General features: G+C 67.4%; 18 protein-coding genes. 2 read left to right on the top strand and 16 right to left on the bottom strand.

Annotated elements, in window-relative coordinates; all coding sequences use genetic code 11:
• Positions 1-67: 67 nt before the first annotated feature.
• The 14 genes from BMZ38_RS03240 to pyrH form a co-directional block, all read right to left on the bottom strand.
• On the bottom strand, positions 68-274 hold the full coding sequence (locus BMZ38_RS03240) for a hypothetical protein (RefSeq protein WP_091334015.1): 207 nt from the start codon (positions 272-274) through the stop codon (positions 68-70).
• 202 nt (positions 275-476) lie between these two features.
• Entirely contained in the window at positions 477-1,022 is a 546-nt protein-coding gene (locus BMZ38_RS03235; protein WP_091334013.1) for a TlpA family protein disulfide reductase, read from the bottom strand.
• Positions 1,023-1,107: 85 nt separating this feature from the next.
• Positions 1,108-1,734 (bottom strand): ribonuclease HII, encoded by a 627-nt coding sequence (rnhB, locus tag BMZ38_RS03230; protein ID WP_091334011.1) that lies wholly within the window; start codon positions 1,732-1,734, stop codon positions 1,108-1,110.
• 187 nt (positions 1,735-1,921) lie between these two features.
• Positions 1,922-3,121, bottom strand: coding sequence for a lipid-A-disaccharide synthase (gene lpxB / locus BMZ38_RS03225; protein WP_091334009.1), 1,200 nt, complete (start codon positions 3,119-3,121; stop codon positions 1,922-1,924).
• A gap of 123 nt (positions 3,122-3,244) precedes the next feature.
• Complete coding sequence (gene lpxA, locus BMZ38_RS03220) at positions 3,245-4,018, bottom strand: acyl-ACP--UDP-N-acetylglucosamine O-acyltransferase (RefSeq protein ID WP_091334380.1); 774 nt, start codon at positions 4,016-4,018, stop codon at positions 3,245-3,247.
• Positions 4,015-4,488, bottom strand: coding sequence for a 3-hydroxyacyl-ACP dehydratase FabZ (gene fabZ, locus BMZ38_RS03215; protein ID WP_091334007.1), 474 nt, complete (start codon positions 4,486-4,488; stop codon positions 4,015-4,017). The genes lpxA and fabZ overlap by 4 nt, the downstream gene beginning before the upstream one ends.
• A complete protein-coding gene (lpxD, locus tag BMZ38_RS03210; protein ID WP_091334005.1) occupies positions 4,481-5,509 on the bottom strand; it encodes a UDP-3-O-(3-hydroxymyristoyl)glucosamine N-acyltransferase in 1,029 nt (342 codons plus the stop codon). Before lpxD ends, fabZ begins: the two co-directional genes overlap by 8 nt.
• 145 nt (positions 5,510-5,654) lie before the next feature.
• On the bottom strand, positions 5,655-8,054 hold the full coding sequence (bamA, locus tag BMZ38_RS03205; RefSeq protein ID WP_091334003.1) for an outer membrane protein assembly factor BamA: 2,400 nt from the start codon (positions 8,052-8,054) through the stop codon (positions 5,655-5,657).
• A 157-nt stretch (positions 8,055-8,211) separates the two neighbouring features.
• On the bottom strand, positions 8,212-9,558 hold the full coding sequence (gene rseP, locus BMZ38_RS03200) for an RIP metalloprotease RseP (protein ID WP_091334000.1): 1,347 nt from the start codon (positions 9,556-9,558) through the stop codon (positions 8,212-8,214).
• A gap of 36 nt (positions 9,559-9,594) precedes the next feature.
• Entirely contained in the window at positions 9,595-10,773 is a 1,179-nt protein-coding gene (locus tag BMZ38_RS03195) for a 1-deoxy-D-xylulose-5-phosphate reductoisomerase (RefSeq protein ID WP_091334378.1), read from the bottom strand.
• An 8-nt stretch (positions 10,774-10,781) separates the two neighbouring features.
• A complete protein-coding gene (locus BMZ38_RS03190) occupies positions 10,782-11,603 on the bottom strand; it encodes a phosphatidate cytidylyltransferase (protein WP_091333998.1) in 822 nt (273 codons plus the stop codon).
• A gap of 24 nt (positions 11,604-11,627) precedes the next feature.
• Positions 11,628-12,350, bottom strand: a complete 723-nt coding sequence (gene uppS / locus BMZ38_RS03185; protein WP_091333995.1) for a polyprenyl diphosphate synthase — start codon at positions 12,348-12,350, stop codon at positions 11,628-11,630.
• A 220-nt stretch (positions 12,351-12,570) separates the two neighbouring features.
• On the bottom strand, positions 12,571-13,128 hold the full coding sequence (gene frr, locus BMZ38_RS03180; RefSeq protein WP_091333993.1) for a ribosome recycling factor: 558 nt from the start codon (positions 13,126-13,128) through the stop codon (positions 12,571-12,573).
• A 74-nt stretch (positions 13,129-13,202) separates the two neighbouring features.
• Positions 13,203-13,925 carry a UMP kinase gene (gene pyrH, locus BMZ38_RS03175; protein ID WP_091333991.1) on the bottom strand — a complete coding sequence of 241 codons (723 nt, stop codon included), beginning with the start codon at positions 13,923-13,925 and terminating at the stop codon, positions 13,203-13,205.
• A gap of 123 nt (positions 13,926-14,048) precedes the next feature.
• Here pyrH and BMZ38_RS03170 point away from each other — a divergent pair, with 123 nt between their 5' ends.
• Positions 14,049-14,435: a VOC family protein gene (locus tag BMZ38_RS03170; protein WP_091333988.1), complete on the top strand. Its 387-nt coding sequence runs from the start codon at positions 14,049-14,051 to the stop codon at positions 14,433-14,435.
• Between the two features lie 72 nt (positions 14,436-14,507).
• Here BMZ38_RS03170 and tsf read toward each other — a convergent pair whose 3' ends face one another.
• Positions 14,508-15,392: a translation elongation factor Ts gene (gene tsf, locus BMZ38_RS03165; RefSeq protein ID WP_091333984.1), complete on the bottom strand. Its 885-nt coding sequence runs from the start codon at positions 15,390-15,392 to the stop codon at positions 14,508-14,510.
• Positions 15,393-15,452: 60 nt separating this feature from the next.
• Positions 15,453-16,328 carry a 30S ribosomal protein S2 gene (rpsB, locus tag BMZ38_RS03160; protein WP_091333981.1) on the bottom strand — a complete coding sequence of 292 codons (876 nt, stop codon included), beginning with the start codon at positions 16,326-16,328 and terminating at the stop codon, positions 15,453-15,455.
• Between the two features lie 284 nt (positions 16,329-16,612).
• Between rpsB and map the strand changes: the two genes are divergently transcribed.
• Positions 16,613-17,377, top strand: a complete 765-nt coding sequence (gene map / locus BMZ38_RS03155; RefSeq protein WP_091333978.1) for a type I methionyl aminopeptidase — start codon at positions 16,613-16,615, stop codon at positions 17,375-17,377.
• The last annotated feature ends 129 nt before the right edge of the window (positions 17,378-17,506 follow it).

Genomic DNA, 17,506 nt, shown 5'->3' with positions numbered 1-17,506 from the left:
TAACCGTGAAGGCTACGCTGCGGCGCCCGTTTCCCACAAGCCTGGAAGCGGCGCCGCTGCGGTTGCATCAGTGGACGAAGAACCGCTCGTTGTCCTCGTTCCACTCGACGTAGTGGTCGAAACCGTTGGTTTCCAGCGGGTGCCGGTCATAGTCGGCATGGGGGTGGAGGCCAGCGGCCGGCGGATGGGTCCCGCCCGGCTCGACGATGGGCGCGGCAGTAGGCGCGGAGAACGGCTTGAGGGCAGAGCGCACGTGGAAGAAGCGCGACAACATGGCACGACTCCTGCGGAGGGGTTTTCCGCGGTGGAGGACGACGGCGTCCGTGCGAACGCTGGAAGAGGCCGCATGGCGCTCTTGTCCATGCGGATAGGATGCGCCACTTCCGCCGAAAGTTGCATAGACCGATGGCCTATTTTTTTGGACTCGTGCTGTTGCGTGCGCATGTCTGCATGCGCCAGCCCGCGCCAGGCGCTGCTCAGGAGCCTGGCGCCGCGGCCTGGGGTTCCAGCAGCAGCGCGTTGATTTCGGCCAGCAGGCTGTCGAGCATGTCTTCGCCGTAACCGACGTGCACGTGCGCCACCGTGCCGTCCCTGCGCAGCATGACCATCACCGGGATGCCGCCTTCAGCACCGTAGGGCTTGCCGATGTCGCCGTGGCGATCCCAGGTGGCCAGCACGCCCGGTGCCTGCTGTCGCAACACGCGGCTGGTGTGGCGGAACACGTCGCGGTCTTCCTCGTAGTTGATCAGCACCACCTGCAGCGGCAGGTGCTTCTGGTCGGCGACGTTCTGCAGGGTGGCCAGTACCGGCATCTCCTTCATGCAGTAGCCGCACCAGGTGGCCCAGAAGCTGAGCACCACGACCTTCCCGCGCAGGTCCGGCACGCTCAGCACGTGGCCGCGCAGGTCCGAGCCGAGCGCCGCCGGTGCGGCCGTGCCCGGCTGCAACGCTGCGTGGGCACCGGAAGGCGCCAGCGCCAACAGGGCCGGCCCGAGCAGGGCCAGCAAGAAATGGCGAAGCATGTGCGTGTCTCCCCCTCACAGGCCACCACGCGGTGCGTGGTCGGAACGACCCGGCCCCCCGGGCCGTGCCGCCGGCCATCGTATGTCAGAACAGCGTGCCTTGGTCGAACAGCAGCCTGACCGGGGCGAAGCTGCGCCGGTGCGCGGGGCAGGGGCCGAGCTGCTTGAGCGCGGCCAGGTGTTCGGGGGTCGAGTAGCCCTTGTGGCTGGCGAAGCCGTAACCCGGGTGATGGCCATCCATGATGCACATGAGGCGGTCGCGGGTGACCTTGGCGATGATCGAGGCCGCGCTGATGGCCGGCTCCAGCGCATCGCCACCGACGATCGCGCGGCCTGGGCAGGGCAGCGCCCTGGGCAACTGGTTGCCGTCGACCAAGGCCTCGTGCGCAGCCAGCTTCAGGCCCGCCACGGCGCGGCACATGCCGGCCATGGTCGCCTGGTAGATGTTGATGCGGTCGATCTCCTCCACCTCGACCAGTACCACGTGCCAGGCCAGCGCACGCTCGACGATCTGCGCATAGAGCGCTTCGCGGCGGGCCTCGGTGAGTTTTTTGGAATCGTCCAGGCCGCGTATGCGTCGACGCGGGTTGAGGATCACCGCAGCCACCGCCAGTGGGCCGGCAAGCGGACCGCGACCGGCTTCGTCGACGCCGGCGATCAAACGCGCGATTTTCGGCGAAGGCTGGATGTGTGCTGGTGCCGGAGCGTCCATTACCGGGCTACCGCATAGCACGTTCGCTTGCTCTCCCCTCCGGGGAGAGCATTGAGGTGAGGGACCAAGGCTTGCAGGGAGGTCCATCGAAACGCCCTTCGTGGCCGCTTTGTCGCTGGAGCGGCCCCTCACCCCAGCCCGCTCCGCGGAAGGGAGAGGTAGCACGGCGGTGGATTCGTCGAGCTCGTCAGGACGCACGAGGAGCCTCCAGCAATTCGGCCACGCCCGCCGCCGCGCGTTCACCGGCGCCACCTGCTTCAGCTCCGCGCAGCGCCCGGTGCAACTGCTCGAACGCCGCGACCACCTTGCCGCGTCGCTCGCTGTCGGCGAACAGCGCGAGGGTCGCCTCGGCCAGGTTCGGTGCCGTGCAGTCGTCCTGCATCAGTTCCGGGACCAGCTTTTCCTCGCCCGCCAGCCCGCAGGCGCGCGCGAGGATATTGGGCAGCGCGTACACGTCGGTCTTGAGCATGTTGAACGCGCGCGCGATGCGGTAGCTCCACGGCGAGACGCGATAGCCCACCACCATCGGCCGCTTGGCCAGCATGGCTTCCAGCGTCGCCGTGCCGGAAGCGAGCAGCACCACGTCGGCGGCGAGCATGGCCTCGTGCGCGTGGCCGTCGAGCAGCAGCGGCGCGCCCGCGTCGCGCGGTCCCTTCGACAGCATCGCCTTCAGCCGCGTATGCACTTGGGGGTTTGCCGCCGGAATCACGATCCGCAGGCCGGGCAGCGCGGCGCCGATCCGACGCGCCGCGTCGATGAAGATGGCGCCCAGCCGTTCGATTTCCGAGGGGCGGCTGCCCGGCAGCACGGCCAGCACCGGTGCGTCCTGCGGCAACTGCAGGACGTCGCGCGCGCCGACCCGGTCGGAGACCAGCGCGAAGCGGTCGGCCAGCGGATGACCGACGAAGCGGGCGTCGACGCCGTGGCGGGCGTAGATCGGCGGCTCCATCGGGAACAGGCACAGCACGCGGTCGGCGCTCAGGCCGATCTTCTCCGCGCGCTTTTCGCGCCAGGCCCAGACCGAGGGGCTCACGTAGTGCACGGTGCGCACGCCGGCTTCCTTGAGGCGACGTTCCACGCCCAGGTTGAAGTCCGGCGCGTCGATGCCGACGACCACGTCAGGGCGCGCCTCGAGCAGCCGCTGCACCAGCGCCTTGCGCAGGCGCAGCAGGCGCGGCAGGTGCCGGACCACTTCGGCGAAGCCCATCACCGAAAGCTCGTGGATGTCGTACCAGGACGGGAAGCCCTCCCGTTGCATGCGCGCGCCGCCGATGCCGACGAAACGCGCATCTGGATAGCGCCTGCGCAAGGCAGCGAGCAGCTCGGCACCTAGCTGGTCGCCGGAATCTTCGCCGGCGATGAGGGCGATGAGGGGGGAGAAGCTCATGGGGCGGAAGTGTAGCGGCGCGAGCTGCGTGGGTCACCGCAAGAGCGGTCTCTCACCCGCGCCTCTCTCCGGCAGCCTCTCCCCAAGGGACCGGGCAAAGGCGAGCCTTGCAGGTGGCTTCGCTCAACGGGCCAGCGATCGCTCGCTGCGGTCCAGGAACGCCAGCATCTGGCGCACGTCCTCGCTGTCCCGCGCCTGGCCTTCCAGTTGCGCGCGTGCCTCGGGCAGCGACAACCCTGCCATGTACAGCGTGCGATAGGCGCGCTTGATCGCCGAGATGCGCGGCGCATCGAAGCCTCGGCGCTTGAGGCCTTCACTGTTGATGCCGCGCGGCCGGCCGTGCTGCTCGTTGGCCATCATCACGAAGGGCGGAACGTCGGAGCCGACCAGGCAGCCCATGCCGATGAAGGCGTGGGCGCCGACCTTGCAGAACTGGTGCACGCCGGCGTAGCCGGAAATGATCACCCAGTCGCCGATCTCCACGTGGCCGGCCAGCGCCGAATAGTTGGAGAACACCACGCGGTTGCCGACCTGGCAGTCATGTGCGATGTGCACGTAGGCCAGCAACCAGTTGTCGTCGCCGATGCGGGTGATGCCGCCGCCCTCGCCGGTGCCGCGGTTGATGGTGACGAATTCGCGGATCAGGTTGCGGTCGCCGATCACCAGTTCGGTACGCTCGCCGGAAAATTTCTTGTCCTGTGCCGCGCCGCCGATCGAGGCAAACTGGCTGATCCTGTTCTCGCGGCCGATCTTCGTGGGCCCCTCGATCACCACGTGCGGACCGATCACCGTGCCTTCGCCGATCTCCACGTCCGCACCGATCACGCTGTAGGCGCCGATGGCGACGTTTCTGCCGATGACGGCGCCGGGATCGATCTGCGCGGTGGGATGGATCATTTGTCCGCCCTCGCCGCGCACATCAGCTCGCAGCTGGCCACTTCCTTGCCCTCGACCAGCGAGCGGGCGACGAACAGGCCCATGCCGCGCATCAGGCGCTTGAGCGAGACTTCCAGGCGCAGCTGGTCGCCCGGCACCACCGGTGCGTTGAAGCGCGCATTGTCGACCTTGGCCAGGTAGAACAGCGGACTGCCCTGGTCACCCTTCATGCGGCTGGAGATCTGCGTCAGCAGGCCGGCGGCCTGCGCCATCGCCTCGACGATCAGCACGCCCGGCATCACCGGGTGGCCGGGAAAGTGGCCGAGGAAGAAATGCTCGTTGATGGTCACGTTCTTCAGCGCCACCACGCTCTTGTCCGGGACCAGTTCGATCACGCGGTCGACCAGCAGGAACGGATAGCGGTGCGGCAGCAGTTGCTGGATCTGCTCCACGTTGACCGGCAGGGCCCACGTCGCGGGGGTATCACTCATCGTTACTGTCCTTCTCCAGCGCCGCCAGGCGGCGCGCGTACTCATCCAGGTGCTTGAAACGGGCGGCGTTCTTGCGCCACTGGCGGTTGTCCTGCAGCGGCACGCCCGAGGAATACTCGCCCGGTTCGCGGATCGAATGCGTGACCAGGCTCTTGGCGGTAATGGTAACCCCGTCGGCCAGTTCCAGATGGCCCAGCACGCCGGCATTGCCGCCGATCTGGCAATAGCGGCCGATCTTCGCGGTGCCGGCCACCGCGGCGCAACCGGCCATGGCAGTGTGCGCGCCGATGTGGACGTTGTGGGCGATCTGGATCTGGTTGTCCAGGCGCACGTCCTCTTCCAGCACGGTGTCCTCCAGTGCGCCACGGTCGATCGTGGTATTGGCGCCGATCTCGCAGTCATCGCCGATGCGAACGCCGCCGAGCTGTGGAATCTTGACCCAGTGGTCCTGCTCGAAGGCCAGGCCGAAGCCGTCCGAACCGATCACCGCGCCTGGGTGCACCAGCACGCGCTTGCCCAGCGTGACCCGGATGACCAGCGTGACCCGCGCAACCAATCGCGATTGCGCGCCCACCGTGCAATCGGGACCGACGATGCAGTGCGGGCCGAGCACGGCGCCATCCTCGACCACCGCGCCGTCCTCGATCACGCAATGCGGCCCGATGCTGGCGCTTGCGCTGACCCTGGCGCTGTTGGCGACCACCGCGCTGGGATGAATGCCGCGCGGCGCGGTGGGCAGGCGTTCGAACACTGCGGCGATCTTGGCGTAGGCGACGTAGGGGTCGGCGGCAACCAGCGCCGCGGTAGGGCAGTCTCCGATGCTCTCCTGGCGCAGCACCACGACGCCGGCCCGGGTCGCCTTCAGCTGCGCCGCGTACTTGCTGTTGGACAGGAAGCTGAGCTGGTCGGGCTGCGCCGCCGCCAGCGTACCCACGCCGCCGATCCGCCGCGCGCCGTCGCCGTGGAAGGCGAGGCCGAAGCGGTCGGCCAGTTCGGCCACCGTGTAGTTGTGCTCGCTCATGCGCGCTCCTCTGGGCAGGGCATTGTAGGCGAGGCCGATGGGCGGAACGACTGCCGGGTGACGGCGGACGCCCTGGGTCCTGCGGGGCGGCCACAAACAAAAACGCGGCCGGTGGGCCGCGTTTTCGATCTGCATGGCTGGCCGGTCAGAACTGGCTGCCAAAGGTGAACTGGATGCGCTCCTCGTAATGCCGGTCCTCCGGCTTGGAGCGGATCGGCGTGGCGAAGTTGATGATCAGCGGGCCGATCGGTGCCTGCCACTGCAGCGCGATGCCCGCCGAGGCGCGCAAGTCGCTGGCATTGAAGGACTGGTAGTTGCGGAAAGCATTGCCGACGTCGACGAACGCCGACACGCGCGCGGTGTTGATGTCCTTGAGGAACGGCAGCGGGATGAACACCTGCGCCGTGCCCAGTACCTTGAAGGCGCCGCCGATCGGCTGGGCGTACTGGTAGTAGCCGTTGGAGCAGGTGCCGTTGGCGTTGGGCACGCTGGAGGCGCCGTTGGCACCGATACACACCTTCGGGCCCAGCGTGTTGTCCTGGAAGCCGCGCACGTCGCGCACGCCGCCGGAATAGAAGTTCTCCCAGAACGGGAAGTCGTAGGGCTGGCCGGCCTTGTAGTCGCCGAAGCTGCGGCTGTAGGTCTGGCTGCCGTAGCTGTCGCCGTAGCCCACCTGGCCGTCCAGGTACAGCACGAAACCGCCGCCGACCGGCCAGTAGTGGTTGGCCTCGCCCATGAACTTCCAGTACTGCACGGTCGAGCCGGGCAGGGCGATCTCGGTGCTGGCCGAAAGCAGGCCGCCACGCGTGGGCGCCCAGTAGCCGTTGCGGGTGTCGTGGTTCCAGCCCAGCGTTGCGGTCCAGGTGTGGATGGTCTTGTTGCCGATCGCGTTCTGGTAATCGACCAGTACCTGCGGGGTGATGCCCGGGAAGGTGTTGATCTTGTTGCTCGACAGGCCAAGGCCCACGCGCAGCCCGTCGGTCTCGCTGATCGGGATGCCCAGGTAGCTGGAGAAGGACTTGGTGCTGTTCTCGTAATTGGCGAAGTCCGTATTGCCGTAATCGGTCTTCGAATAGCTGGCGTTGTAGCCGATGCCGATGCCGTTGTCGGTCAGGTACGGGTTGTAGTAGCTGGCGGTGACGCGCGAGTAGTAGGAGCTGTGCTCGGCGCCCACGCTGAAGCTGTCGCCGGTGCCCAGGAAGTTGTTCTGCGACACCGAGGCGTTGAGGATGATGCCCGAGTACTGCGAGTAGCCCACGCCGAACATCAGGCTGCCGGCGGACTGCTCCTCCACCTTCACCGTCACGTCGACCTGGTCTTGCGTGCCGGGTACGCGCTGCTTGTCGATGTCGACCTTCTTGAAGTAGCCCAGGCGCTGCAGGCGGATCTTGGAGCGATCGATTGCCGCCTGCGAGTAGAAGCTGCCCTCGAGCTGGCGCATCTCGCGGCGCAGCACGTCGTCCTCGGTGCGCGTATTGCCCTGGAACACCACCCGGCGCACGTACACGCGCTGGCCCGGCTCGATGTAGAAGGTCATGTCGACCGTGCGCTTTTCCTTGTCAAGCTTCGGGATCGGCGTGACCTTGGCGTAGGCATAGCCGATGTTGGCGAGCACGCCCTTGATGGTGTCGGAGGTCGCCTCCACCGCTTTGCGGTTGAAGGTGTCGCCCTTCTTGACGAACACCAGCTTGCGCAGCAGATCCTCCGACAGGATCAGCTCGCCCAGCAGGTGCACGTCCGAGACGGTGTAGATCTCGCCTTCCTTGATGCTGGCGGCGATGTACATCGTGCGCTTGTCCGGCGCGATGGTGACCTGCGTCGAGTCGACCCCGAAATCGGCGTAGCCGCGGTCCATGTAGTAGGACTGCAGCTTCTCCAGGTCGCCGGAGAGCTTCTCACGCGAGTACTGGTCGTTCTTGGAGTACCAGGACATCCAGTTGGTGGTGCCCGACTCGAAGTCGTCGCGGATCTGCTTGTCGGTGAACGCGGTATTGCCGACGATGTTGATCTGCTTGATCTTGGCCGCCTTGCCCTCGCGGATCTCGACGTCGATCGCCACACGGTTGCGGTCCAGCCGTGTCACGTGCGGATCGACCGAGACATTGTACTTGCCGCGGTTGTAGTACTGCCGGATCAGTTCCTGCTGCACGCGGTCCAGCGCCAGCCGGTCGAAGGTCTCGCCCTCGGACAGCCCGATTTCCTTCAGGCCCTTGCGCAGGTCCTCTTCCTTGATGTCCTTGTTGCCGCGCAGGGTGAGCTTGGCGATGGACGGACGCTCGACCACCTTGATCACCAGGATGTTGCCCTCGCGCGCGAGCTCGACGTCGCTGAAGAACTTGGTGTCGTAGAGGGCGCGGATGGCGCGCGCGGCCTCGTCGTCGGTCAGGTGGTCGCCCTTGTTGACCGGCAGGTAGTTGTAGACGGTGCCGGCCGAGATGCGGTTGAGGCCATCGATGCGGATGTCGGAGACGACGAACGGCTCGAACCCCGCCAGGGCGTTCGCGGAGAGGGAGGCAAGCAGGAGCAGGGCGGCGATACGCTTCATCGTCGATTCCGGTGGGTTATTCCGACGGCCGGCCGCGAGGCCGTTCCGAGCATGAGCCATGAGGGAAGGAGCAGAACCCCGTCCCGGAACGCATCCGCACCCGTCACGGGCGTCGCCGCCGCCGCTGGGCCAATAGCCACTGGAACGGGCGTGCGCGTCACGAAAGCAGGGTGCGGTGTATGTCGTTGTAGAAAGCCAGCCCCATCAGCGTGAACAGCAGGACCAGGCCGATGTACTGGCCGATCATCTGGGTCCGCTCGCTTACCGGGCTGCCTTTGACCAACTCGATAAGGTAATACAGCAGGTGACCGCCGTCCAAGATCGGGATCGGCAGCAGGTTGAGGATCGCCAGGCTCAGCGACACCAGCGCCAGGAAGTTGAGGAACCAGGGCAGGCCCATCTGCGCCGACTGGTTGGCGACCTGGGCGATGCCGATCACGCCGGACAGATTGCTGGTGGAGGCCTGCCCGGTGACCATCTTGCCGATCATGGTGAAGGTCTGGCGGGTCGTGTCCCAGGTCGAGCCCAGTGCCGCGCCGAGTGCCCGGACCGGGCCGTAGCGGCGCATTGCGCTTTGTGCCGGGACCGAGCCGATGCCGACCGACCAGCGCGCCGGCTGGCCCTCGAGCGATTCGTAGCGCGCGACCACCGGCAAGTGCAGGGTCTGCTCGCCCCGGCGCACGGTGACGTCGAGGCGCGGCGATTTCACCGCTGCGCCCGCGACCGCTTCGGCGAACGCATTGAAATCAGCCACCGGCTTGCCGTTGACCGCCAGCAGCGTGTCCCCGCTGCGCATGCCGGCCTGCGCGGCCGGCTGGCCGGGCATCACCGTGGCGGCTATCGCCGGCGGCGGTGCGAGTTTCAGGCCCAGCGCGTCGAAATACTTGTCGATGCTGCGGCCGGCCGGCAGCTGCTGCAGCGGGAGCAGTACGTCGCGCTGGCTGCCGTCGCGGCCCCTGACCACCAGCGGCAACGGCTCGCGGCCGAGCAGGGCGGTGGCGATGTCGTCCATCGCATCGCTCATGGTGTCCACCGGCTCGCCATCGACGCGCAGCAGACGGTCGCCGGACTGGATGCCGGCGGTGGCGGCCAGGCTGCCGGGCGTGGCGGTCACCACCGGCGCCGCGTCGGGGCGGCCGAGCATGAACATCAGCCACAAGGCCGCCACCGCAAAGATCAGGTTGAAGCCCGGTCCGGCGACGACGATCGCGATGCGCTTCCACACACTCTTGCCCGTGAACTCGACGGGGCGCAGCGCGGGGTCCACCTCTCCCTCGCGCGCGTCGAGCATCTTCACGTAGCCGCCGAGCGGAATCATCGCGACCTGGTACTCGGTGCCATCGCGGCCGACACGCTTCCACACCGCACGGCCGAAACCCACGGAGAAGCGCAGCACCTTGACGCCGCAGCGGCGCGCGACCCAGTAGTGGCCGAACTCATGGAAGGTCACCAGCACGCCCAGCGTGACCAGCAACCAGAACACCGAGCCGAAGAAGGGATTCATCGAAAACCTGGGGATTTACTTCTCTGTCCGAGCTTATCAGCAAGCCGTGCGCAACTTCCGCCGCGCCACTGAACGGGCCTGCGCATCACGTTCGCGCAGCGCCTGGACATCGACCACGGGCTGCGCCGGCAGTTCCGCAAGCACGCCCTCGACCAGGTCGGCGATCGACAGGAACGGCAGCGCTCCGGCCAGGAAGGCCTCCACGGCGACCTCGTTGGCCGCATTGAGGATGGCCGGGGCATCGCCACCCTCGCGCAAGGCGGCGAAGGCCAGCGCCAGGCAGCGGAAGGTCTCGAGGTCGGGTTTCTCGAACGCCAGCGGGGCGCAGGCGGCCAGGTCCAGCGGGGCCACGCCCGCCTCGATGCGCTCCGGCCAGGCCAGCGCGTGGGCGATCGCCGTGCGCATGTCCGGGTTGCCCAGCTGGGCGAGCACGGAGCCGTCGGCGTACTCGACCATCGAGTGGATCATGCTCTGCGGATGCACCACTACCTCGATGCGGTCGGGAGCCGCGCCGAACAGGTGGTGGGCCTCGATCACCTCCAGGCCCTTGTTCATCAGGGTGGCCGAGTCGACCGAGATCTTGCGGCCCATGACCCAGTTCGGATGCTTGCAGGCCTGATCGGGCGTGACGCTGGCGAGCTCGGCGCGTCCCTTGCCGCGGAACGGGCCGCCGGAGGCGGTCAGGATCAGGCGGCGCACGCCGTGGGCGTCGAGATCAGGCCGGCCGCCGGGCAGGCACTGGAAGATCGCGTTGTGCTCCGAGTCGACCGGCACCAGTTCGCCGCCGCCCTCGCGCAGTGCGGCCAGCAGCAAGGGGCCGGCCATCACGATCGATTCCTTGTTGGCCAGCAGCAGCCGCTTGCCGGCGCGGGCGGCGGCCAGGGTCGATTCGAGCCCGGCCGCGCCGACGATCGCGGCGACCACGGTGTCGCACAGCGGACCCGCCGCGGCGGCGGTGATCGCGTCGTCGCCGCTGGCTACCTCGCAACGCACGCCGGCGTTGGCGAGCTGGCGGGCGAGCGCACCTTCCATCGCCGGGTCGGCGACGATCGCAAGCTTCGGCCGATGCGCCACGCAGGCGGCCACCAAGGCCTCGACGTTGCGATTGGCGACCAGCACGCTTGCACGGAAGCGTTCGGGGTGGCGGGCGATCACGTCCAGCGTGCTGCCGCCGATCGAACCGGTGGCGCCGAGCACAGCGACGCGGCGGGGCATGGCGGTAGTCATAGACCCAGCAGCAGCTTGCCCAGCGCGAACACCGGCACGGCGGCGAACACGCTGTCCATTCGATCGAGCAGGCCGCCGTGGCCGGGGAACATGCGTCCGGAATCCTTCACCTGCGCGTGGCGCTTCATCAGGCTCTCGATCAGGTCGCCGACCACCGAGGCGGCCACCGTCAGTACCGCCAGCAGCGCCAGCGCCAGCAGGCGCCAACCTGCCACGCCAAGCAGCACGCCGCCAACGACGGCCACCAGCGCACCGGCGACGAAGGCGCCATACACGCCGGCCCACGTCTTGCCGGGGCTGATATTGGGCGCAAGCTTGCGCTTGCCCAGGAAGCGCCCGCTGAAATACGCGCCGATGTCGGCGGCCCATACGATCAACAGCGTCAGCAGCGTCCACCAATGTCCGTAAGGCTCGCTCGCATGGATGGCCAGCAGGCCCACGAATGCGGGAAAGACCACCAGCGCGCCGGCGGCAAGCTTGAGATTGCGGTTTTCCGTCGTGGGCGCGGCGGCGAACGCGAAGTTCTTGAGCCACACGCAGGCCAGCACCCACCAGGCCACCCCCGTGGCCAGCACCGGCCACTGGATCGTGTCGCGCAGCCACCAGAGCAGCGCGAACACCGCCAGCGCCACCCCCAGCAGCCCGGCACGCACCGGCCGGTTGCGCAGGCCGGAAAGGCGCGTCCACTCCCACAGCCCGGCCAGGAACGCCGCCACAGCCACCAGCGCGAACAGCCACGTCCAACCCGGTGGCAGCAGGAGCACCAGGATCACGAGCGGCGCGAGCAACAGGGCGGTGAGGGTGCGTTGGAGCAACATCGAGGGTCCTTGGTTATCGCCCGATCATACGGACGGGGCGACCTGCTCGCCGGTCTTGCCGTATCGGCGTTCGCGGCGGGCAAAGTCCTCGATGGCGCGGGCCAGGCAGGCCTGGTCGAAATCCGGCCACAAGGTATCGGTGAAGTAGAGCTCGGCATAGGCGATCTGCCAGAGCAGGAAGTTGCTGACGCGCACTTCGCCGCCGGTGCGGATGAACAGGTCCAGCGGCGGGAGTTCGGCCAGGCTGGTCCAGCGGCCGAGGTGCGTCTCGTCGATGTCTTCCACGCGCAGCTCGCCCTGGGCCACCGCGATCGCGGCCTGGCGTGCGGCATGCACGATGTCCCAGCGGCCGCCGTAGTTCACCGCCACGTTGAGCGCGAGCTTGAGGTTGTCCGCGGTGCGCGCCATCGCCAGTTCCATGCGCTTGCGCAGTTCGGCGTTGAACGCGGTCAGGTCGCCGATGAAGCGCAGCCGCACGCCTTGTCCGTGCAGCTCGTCGACCTCCTTGTCGAGCGCGCGCAGGAACAGCTCCATCAGCGCGCCGACTTCCTCGTCGGGGCGGCGCCAGTTCTCGCTGGAAAAGGCGAACAGGGTGAGCGCTTCCACGCCCTGGCGCAGGCAGCCCTCGACCACCTCGCGCACGGCCTTGCGGCCGGCGTTGTGGCCGAAGCTGCGCGGGCGCAGGCGCGCCTTCGCCCAGCGGCCGTTGCCGTCCATCACGATGGCGATGTGGCGGGGGATGGTCATGCGCTGATACGTCCTTCTCCCGCGGCCCGACTCAAAGAAAGGGAAGAAGGTGGCCCGAAGGGTCGGATGAGGAGGCGGAGCTCGCGGGAAACGCCGACAGGACGAGCTCTGATGGAGGCCTCTCGCAAGCGCGCCCCCTCACCGCAACCCTGTCCCCGGAGGGGAGAGGGGGCAGGGCAGGGGCGCACCGGGGTGTTCATGGCAATGAGCGCAGCCCCGCTCAGATCGCCATCAATTCGTCTTCCTTGGCCTTGGCCACGGCGTCGACTTCCTTGACGAAGCGGTCGGTCAGCTTCTGGATTTCGTCGTCGGCGCGGCGCTCGTCGTCTTCGCTGATCTGCTTGTCCTTGAGCAGGTCCTTGACCTTCTGCATGGCATCGCGGCGGATGTTGCGGATCGCGATCTTGGCGTTCTCGCCCTCGTGCGACACGTGCTTGGCCAGTTCCCTGCGGCGCTCTTCGGTCAGCGGCGGCATGTTCAGGCGGATCACGGTACCGGCGGTGGTCGGCGTGACGCCGATGTCCGAGGCCATGATGGCCTTTTCGATCGGGCCGACCATGCTCTTCTCGAACGGTGAGATCTGGATCGAGCGGGCGTCGGCCAGCGACACCGAGGCGACCTGGTTCAGCGGCATGTCCGAACCGTAGTAGGGCACCTTGATGTGGTCGACCAGCGCGATGCTGGCACGGCCGGTGCGCAGGCGGGTCAGGTCGTGCTTGAGTGCGTCGATGCTCTTGCCCATGCGGGTCTGGGCATCGGTCTTGATGTCGTTGAGCATGGGAGTCACCCGGCGTTGCGTGAAGCTGGAAAGTATAGCAGCGCAGCCATGAGGGCGGCCGGCGGCTGGAACGGTCAGCTGGAGGTGACCAGCGTGCCGACCTGTCCGCCCTGCATGATCCTCATCAGGTTGCCCGGCACCGTCATGTCGTAGATGCGCAGCGGCATGCCATGGTCGCGGCACAATGCGATGGCGGCGGTGTCCATCACCTGCAGGTTGCGCTGGATGACGTCGTCGTAGGTGAGCTGGTCGTAGCGGGTGGCGCTGGCGTCTCGGGCCGGATCGGCAGTGTAGACGCCGTCGACCTTGGTGGCCTTGAGCAGGAGGTCCGCGCCGATCTCCACTGCGCGCAGTGCGGCGGCCGAGTCGGTGGTGAAGAACGGATTGCCGGTGCCGGCGGCGAACAGCGCGATGCGGCCCTTCTCGATGTGGCGGATGGCGCGGCGGCGGATGAAGTCCTCCGCCACGTCGTGGATCTGGATCGCGCTCATCACGCGGGCGTAGCCGCCGCGCTTCTCGATCGCGTCGGCCATTGCCAGCGCGTTCATCACCGTGGCGAGCATGCCCATGTGGTCGCCGGTGACGCGGTCCATCCCGGCGGCCGCGAGGCCCGCGCCACGGAAGATGTTGCCGCCGCCGATCACCACGCCCACTTCCACCCCGGCCTTGCGCACCTCGATGATCTCGTTGGCCAGCCGGCCGATCACCTTCGGGTCGATGCCGTAGTCCGCCTCGCCCATCAGCGCTTCACCGGAGAGCTTGAGCAGGATGCGGCGGTACGTGGGCTGGTCGCTCATGGGGTCTCCGGATTGTGGGTAAACCGACGTATTGTAGCCGCGCGGCGGCGCATCGTCAGGCGCGTTGCGGCGGAGAGGGCGCGAATCGTTCATGCTGGCGGACCATCGATCACGGAGCTTTCCATGCATCTGGGAGCCATCGCCCTGCTGGTGCGCGACTACGACGAGGCCATCGCGTATTTCACCGACTGCCTCGGCTTTGCACTGGTCGAGGACGCGCCACAGGGAGCGGGCAAACGCTGGGTCGTCGTGGCGCCGCCAGGGTCGGGCGAGACCCGCCTGCTGTTGGCGAAGGCTGCCGATCCGCGGCAGCTGCAGGCGGTCGGCAACCAGTCGGGCGGACGTGTGTTCCTGTTCCTGGAGACGGAGGATTTCCAGGCCAGCTTCGAGGCGATGCGCGCCAAGGGCGTGCGATTCTGCGAGGCGCCAAGGGAAGAGGCGTACGCGACCGTGGCGGTCTTCGAAGACCTGTACGGCAATCGCTGGGACCTGCTGCAGCCGCGCCGCTGAGGGCGGCCCGCCCGGGGCACAAAAAAAGGCCGCGGTTCCCCGCGGCCTTCTTGATCAGGCATGGAGCGGCGCTTACGCCAGGCCAGCCTGCTTCATGACTTCGGCGTGGAAGTCCTCTTCCACCTTCTCGATGCCCTCGCCGACGGCCAGGCGCACGACCTGCTGCACGTCCGCGCCTTCCTTCTTCAGCGCGTCGCCCACGGTCATGTTGGTGTCCAGCACATAGGCCTGGCCGAGCAGGGTGACCTCCGAGACGATCTTGTTGATCTTGCCGGAGATGATCTTCTCCAGGATCTCGGCCGGCTTGGCCTTGTCCTTGTCGGACATCTGGCTCAGCGCGATTTCCTTTTCCTTGGCGATGAAGTCGGCCGGCACGTCCTCGGCGCGCACGTACGGCGGATTCATTGCCGCCACGTGCATCGCCACGCCCTTGGCCAGTTCCTCCGACCCGCCCTTGATCGCCACCAGCACGCCGATGCGGCCGCCGTGGATGTAGCTGCCGATCTTGCCGTCGGTGGTCTCCACGCGCGCCATGCGGCGCACTTCGATCTTCTCGCCGATGGTGGCGACCAGTCCCTTGGCGGCCTCTTCCACGGTGCCGCCACCCGGATAAGCGGCTGCGTTCAGTGCGGCCACGTCGGCCGCGCCGGACTTAAGCGCGACGTCGGCGACGGCGTCGCTGAACTTGACGAAGTCCGGGTTCTTGGTGACGAAGTCAGTCTCGCAGTTGACCTCGACCAGCACCGCGGCGCCGTCCTTCTGGGCCGAGACGATGCGGCCTTCGGCGGCCACGCGGCTGGCCTTCTTGTCGGCCTTGGCCAGACCCGACTTGCGCAGCCACTCCATGGCGACGTCGATGTCTCCGTTGTTTTCCACCAACGCCTTCTTGCATTCCATCATGCCGGCGCCGGAGCGCTCGCGCAGCTCCTTGACCAGTTGTGCGGAGATATTGCTCATCTGAAATCCTCGAATCTGGGTGCGCCGTGGCGGCCGGGCCGCCACGGCAGCGTGAAAGGCTTACTCGGCGGTTTCGGTCGTCTCGCGACCGCCACGGCCGCGGCCGCCGTCACGACGCGGCGCGCCGGCGCCCTTCTTGGCCGGACCACGGTTGTCGCGGCGCGGAGCGGCCTTGCGCTCGTCCTTGGCCACCGGATTGCCTTCCTCGTCCAGCTCGACGAACTCGTTGGCGTCGCCGTGGGCGGCGTCCGGGGCGGCAGCCTTGCCTTCCAGGATCGCGTCGGCGGCGGCACGGGCGTACAGCTGGATCGCACGGATCGCGTCGTCGTTGCCCGGAATGGCGTAGTCCACCAGCTCGGGGTTGTAGTTGGTGTCAACGACTGCGATCACCGGGATGCCGAGCTTCTTGGCTTCCTGCACCGCAATGTCTTCGTGGCCGATGTCGACCACGAACAGCGCGTCGGGCAGGCGGTTCATGTTCTTGATGCCGCCGAGCGAATTCTCCAGCTTGTCGCGCTCGCGGCGCAGCGAGAGCACTTCGTGCTTGACCAGCTTCTCGAAGGTGCCGTCGGTCTCGGCCGCTTCCAGCTCCTTCAGACGCGCGACCGACTGCTTGACGGTGCGGAAGTTGGTCAGCATGCCACCCAGCCAGCGGGCGGTGACGAACGGCATGCCGGCGCGGGCGGCCTCTTCGGCCAGCGGCTCGCGGGCCGAGCGCTTGGTGCCGACGAACAGGATGGTGCCGCGCTTCTGTGCCAGGCCCGACAGGAAGTTCATCGCGTCGGTGAACAGCGGCAGGGTCTTCTCGAGGTTGATGATGTGGATCTTGCCGCGCGCACCGAAGATGTACGGCGCCATCTTCGGGTTCCAGTAGCGGGTCTGGTGACCGAAATGCACGCCAGCTTCGAGCATCTGGCGCATGGTGACTTGAGCCATGGTGGTATTCCTGATTGTTGGGCCGTAAAGGAACAGCCCGGGGGTTGGGACCTCCACGCATCCCCGGCTTCGACCGCAGCCGCCGGAAGGCGGGCCGCGGCACCCCGAAGACGGTGCCGATGCGTGTGTGGCGTTGGTTGGGCTTGGCGGCGCGTGGGCGCTACAATCCCGTTTCGTCTTGCGCCGTGGCCCTGGTTGAGGGTTTCAGCGGCTTGCAAAACCGTGCAATTGTAGCCGGCACGCCGGCTTGGCGGCAAGTTGCCGCCCCCTCCGAAGCGGAACCCATGGCCATAACCCTCAAATCTCCCCAGGACCTCGAAGGCATGCGCGTCGCCGGCAAGCTGGCGGCCGAAGTGCTGGCGTTGCTCAAGGAGCACGTCAGGCCGGGCGTCACCACCGAGGATCTGGACCGCATCGCCTACGAGCACATCGTCAAGGTGCAGAAGGCGGTGCCCGCGAACGTGGGCTACAACGGCTTTCCCAAGACCCTGTGCACCTCGGTCAACCACGTGATCTGCCACGGCATTCCCACGCCGGGCAAGGTGCTCAAGGACGGCGACATCATCAACCTGGACGTCACCGTCATCAAGGATGGCTGGCACGGCGACACCAGCCGCATGTACTTCGTCGGCACGCCGTCGGTGCTGGCCCGGCGCCTGGTGGAGACCACTCACGAGGCAATGATGCGCGGTATCGAGCAGGTGCGTCCGGGCGCCCACCTGGGCGACATCGGCCACGCGATCCAGAAGCATGCCGAGGCGGCCGGCTTCTCGGTCGTGCGCGAGTACTGCGGCCACGGCATCGGCAAGGTCTACCACGACGAACCGCAGGTGCTGCACTACGGCAAGCCCGATACGGGGGTGGAGCTGAAGAAGGGCATGACCTTCACCGTCGAGCCGATGATCAACGCCGGCAGGCCGCAGACCCGGCAGCTGCCGGATGGCTGGACGGTGGTGACCAAGGACCACTCGCTCTCCGCCCAATGGGAGCACACCGTGGCGGTGACCGACGACGGCTTCGAGATCCTCACGCCCTGGCCGGATGCGTAAGGTGGGCCTTTCTGACCGCCTACGCTCAGGGCGGACGGTTTTCATCATCACGCCTTCGCCCTGAGCGTAGCGCAGCGAAGCCGAAGGGCCGCCGTGCAGAACGCGCGTGTAAGCTGGCGGCTCCACTGA

The sequence above is a fragment of the Frateuria terrea genome, from assembly GCF_900115705.1.
Lineage (GTDB): Bacteria > Pseudomonadota > Gammaproteobacteria > Xanthomonadales > Rhodanobacteraceae > Frateuria_A > Frateuria_A terrea.
Note: the sequence above shows the minus strand (reverse complement) of the source record. Positions and strands in the feature narration are given on the sequence as shown.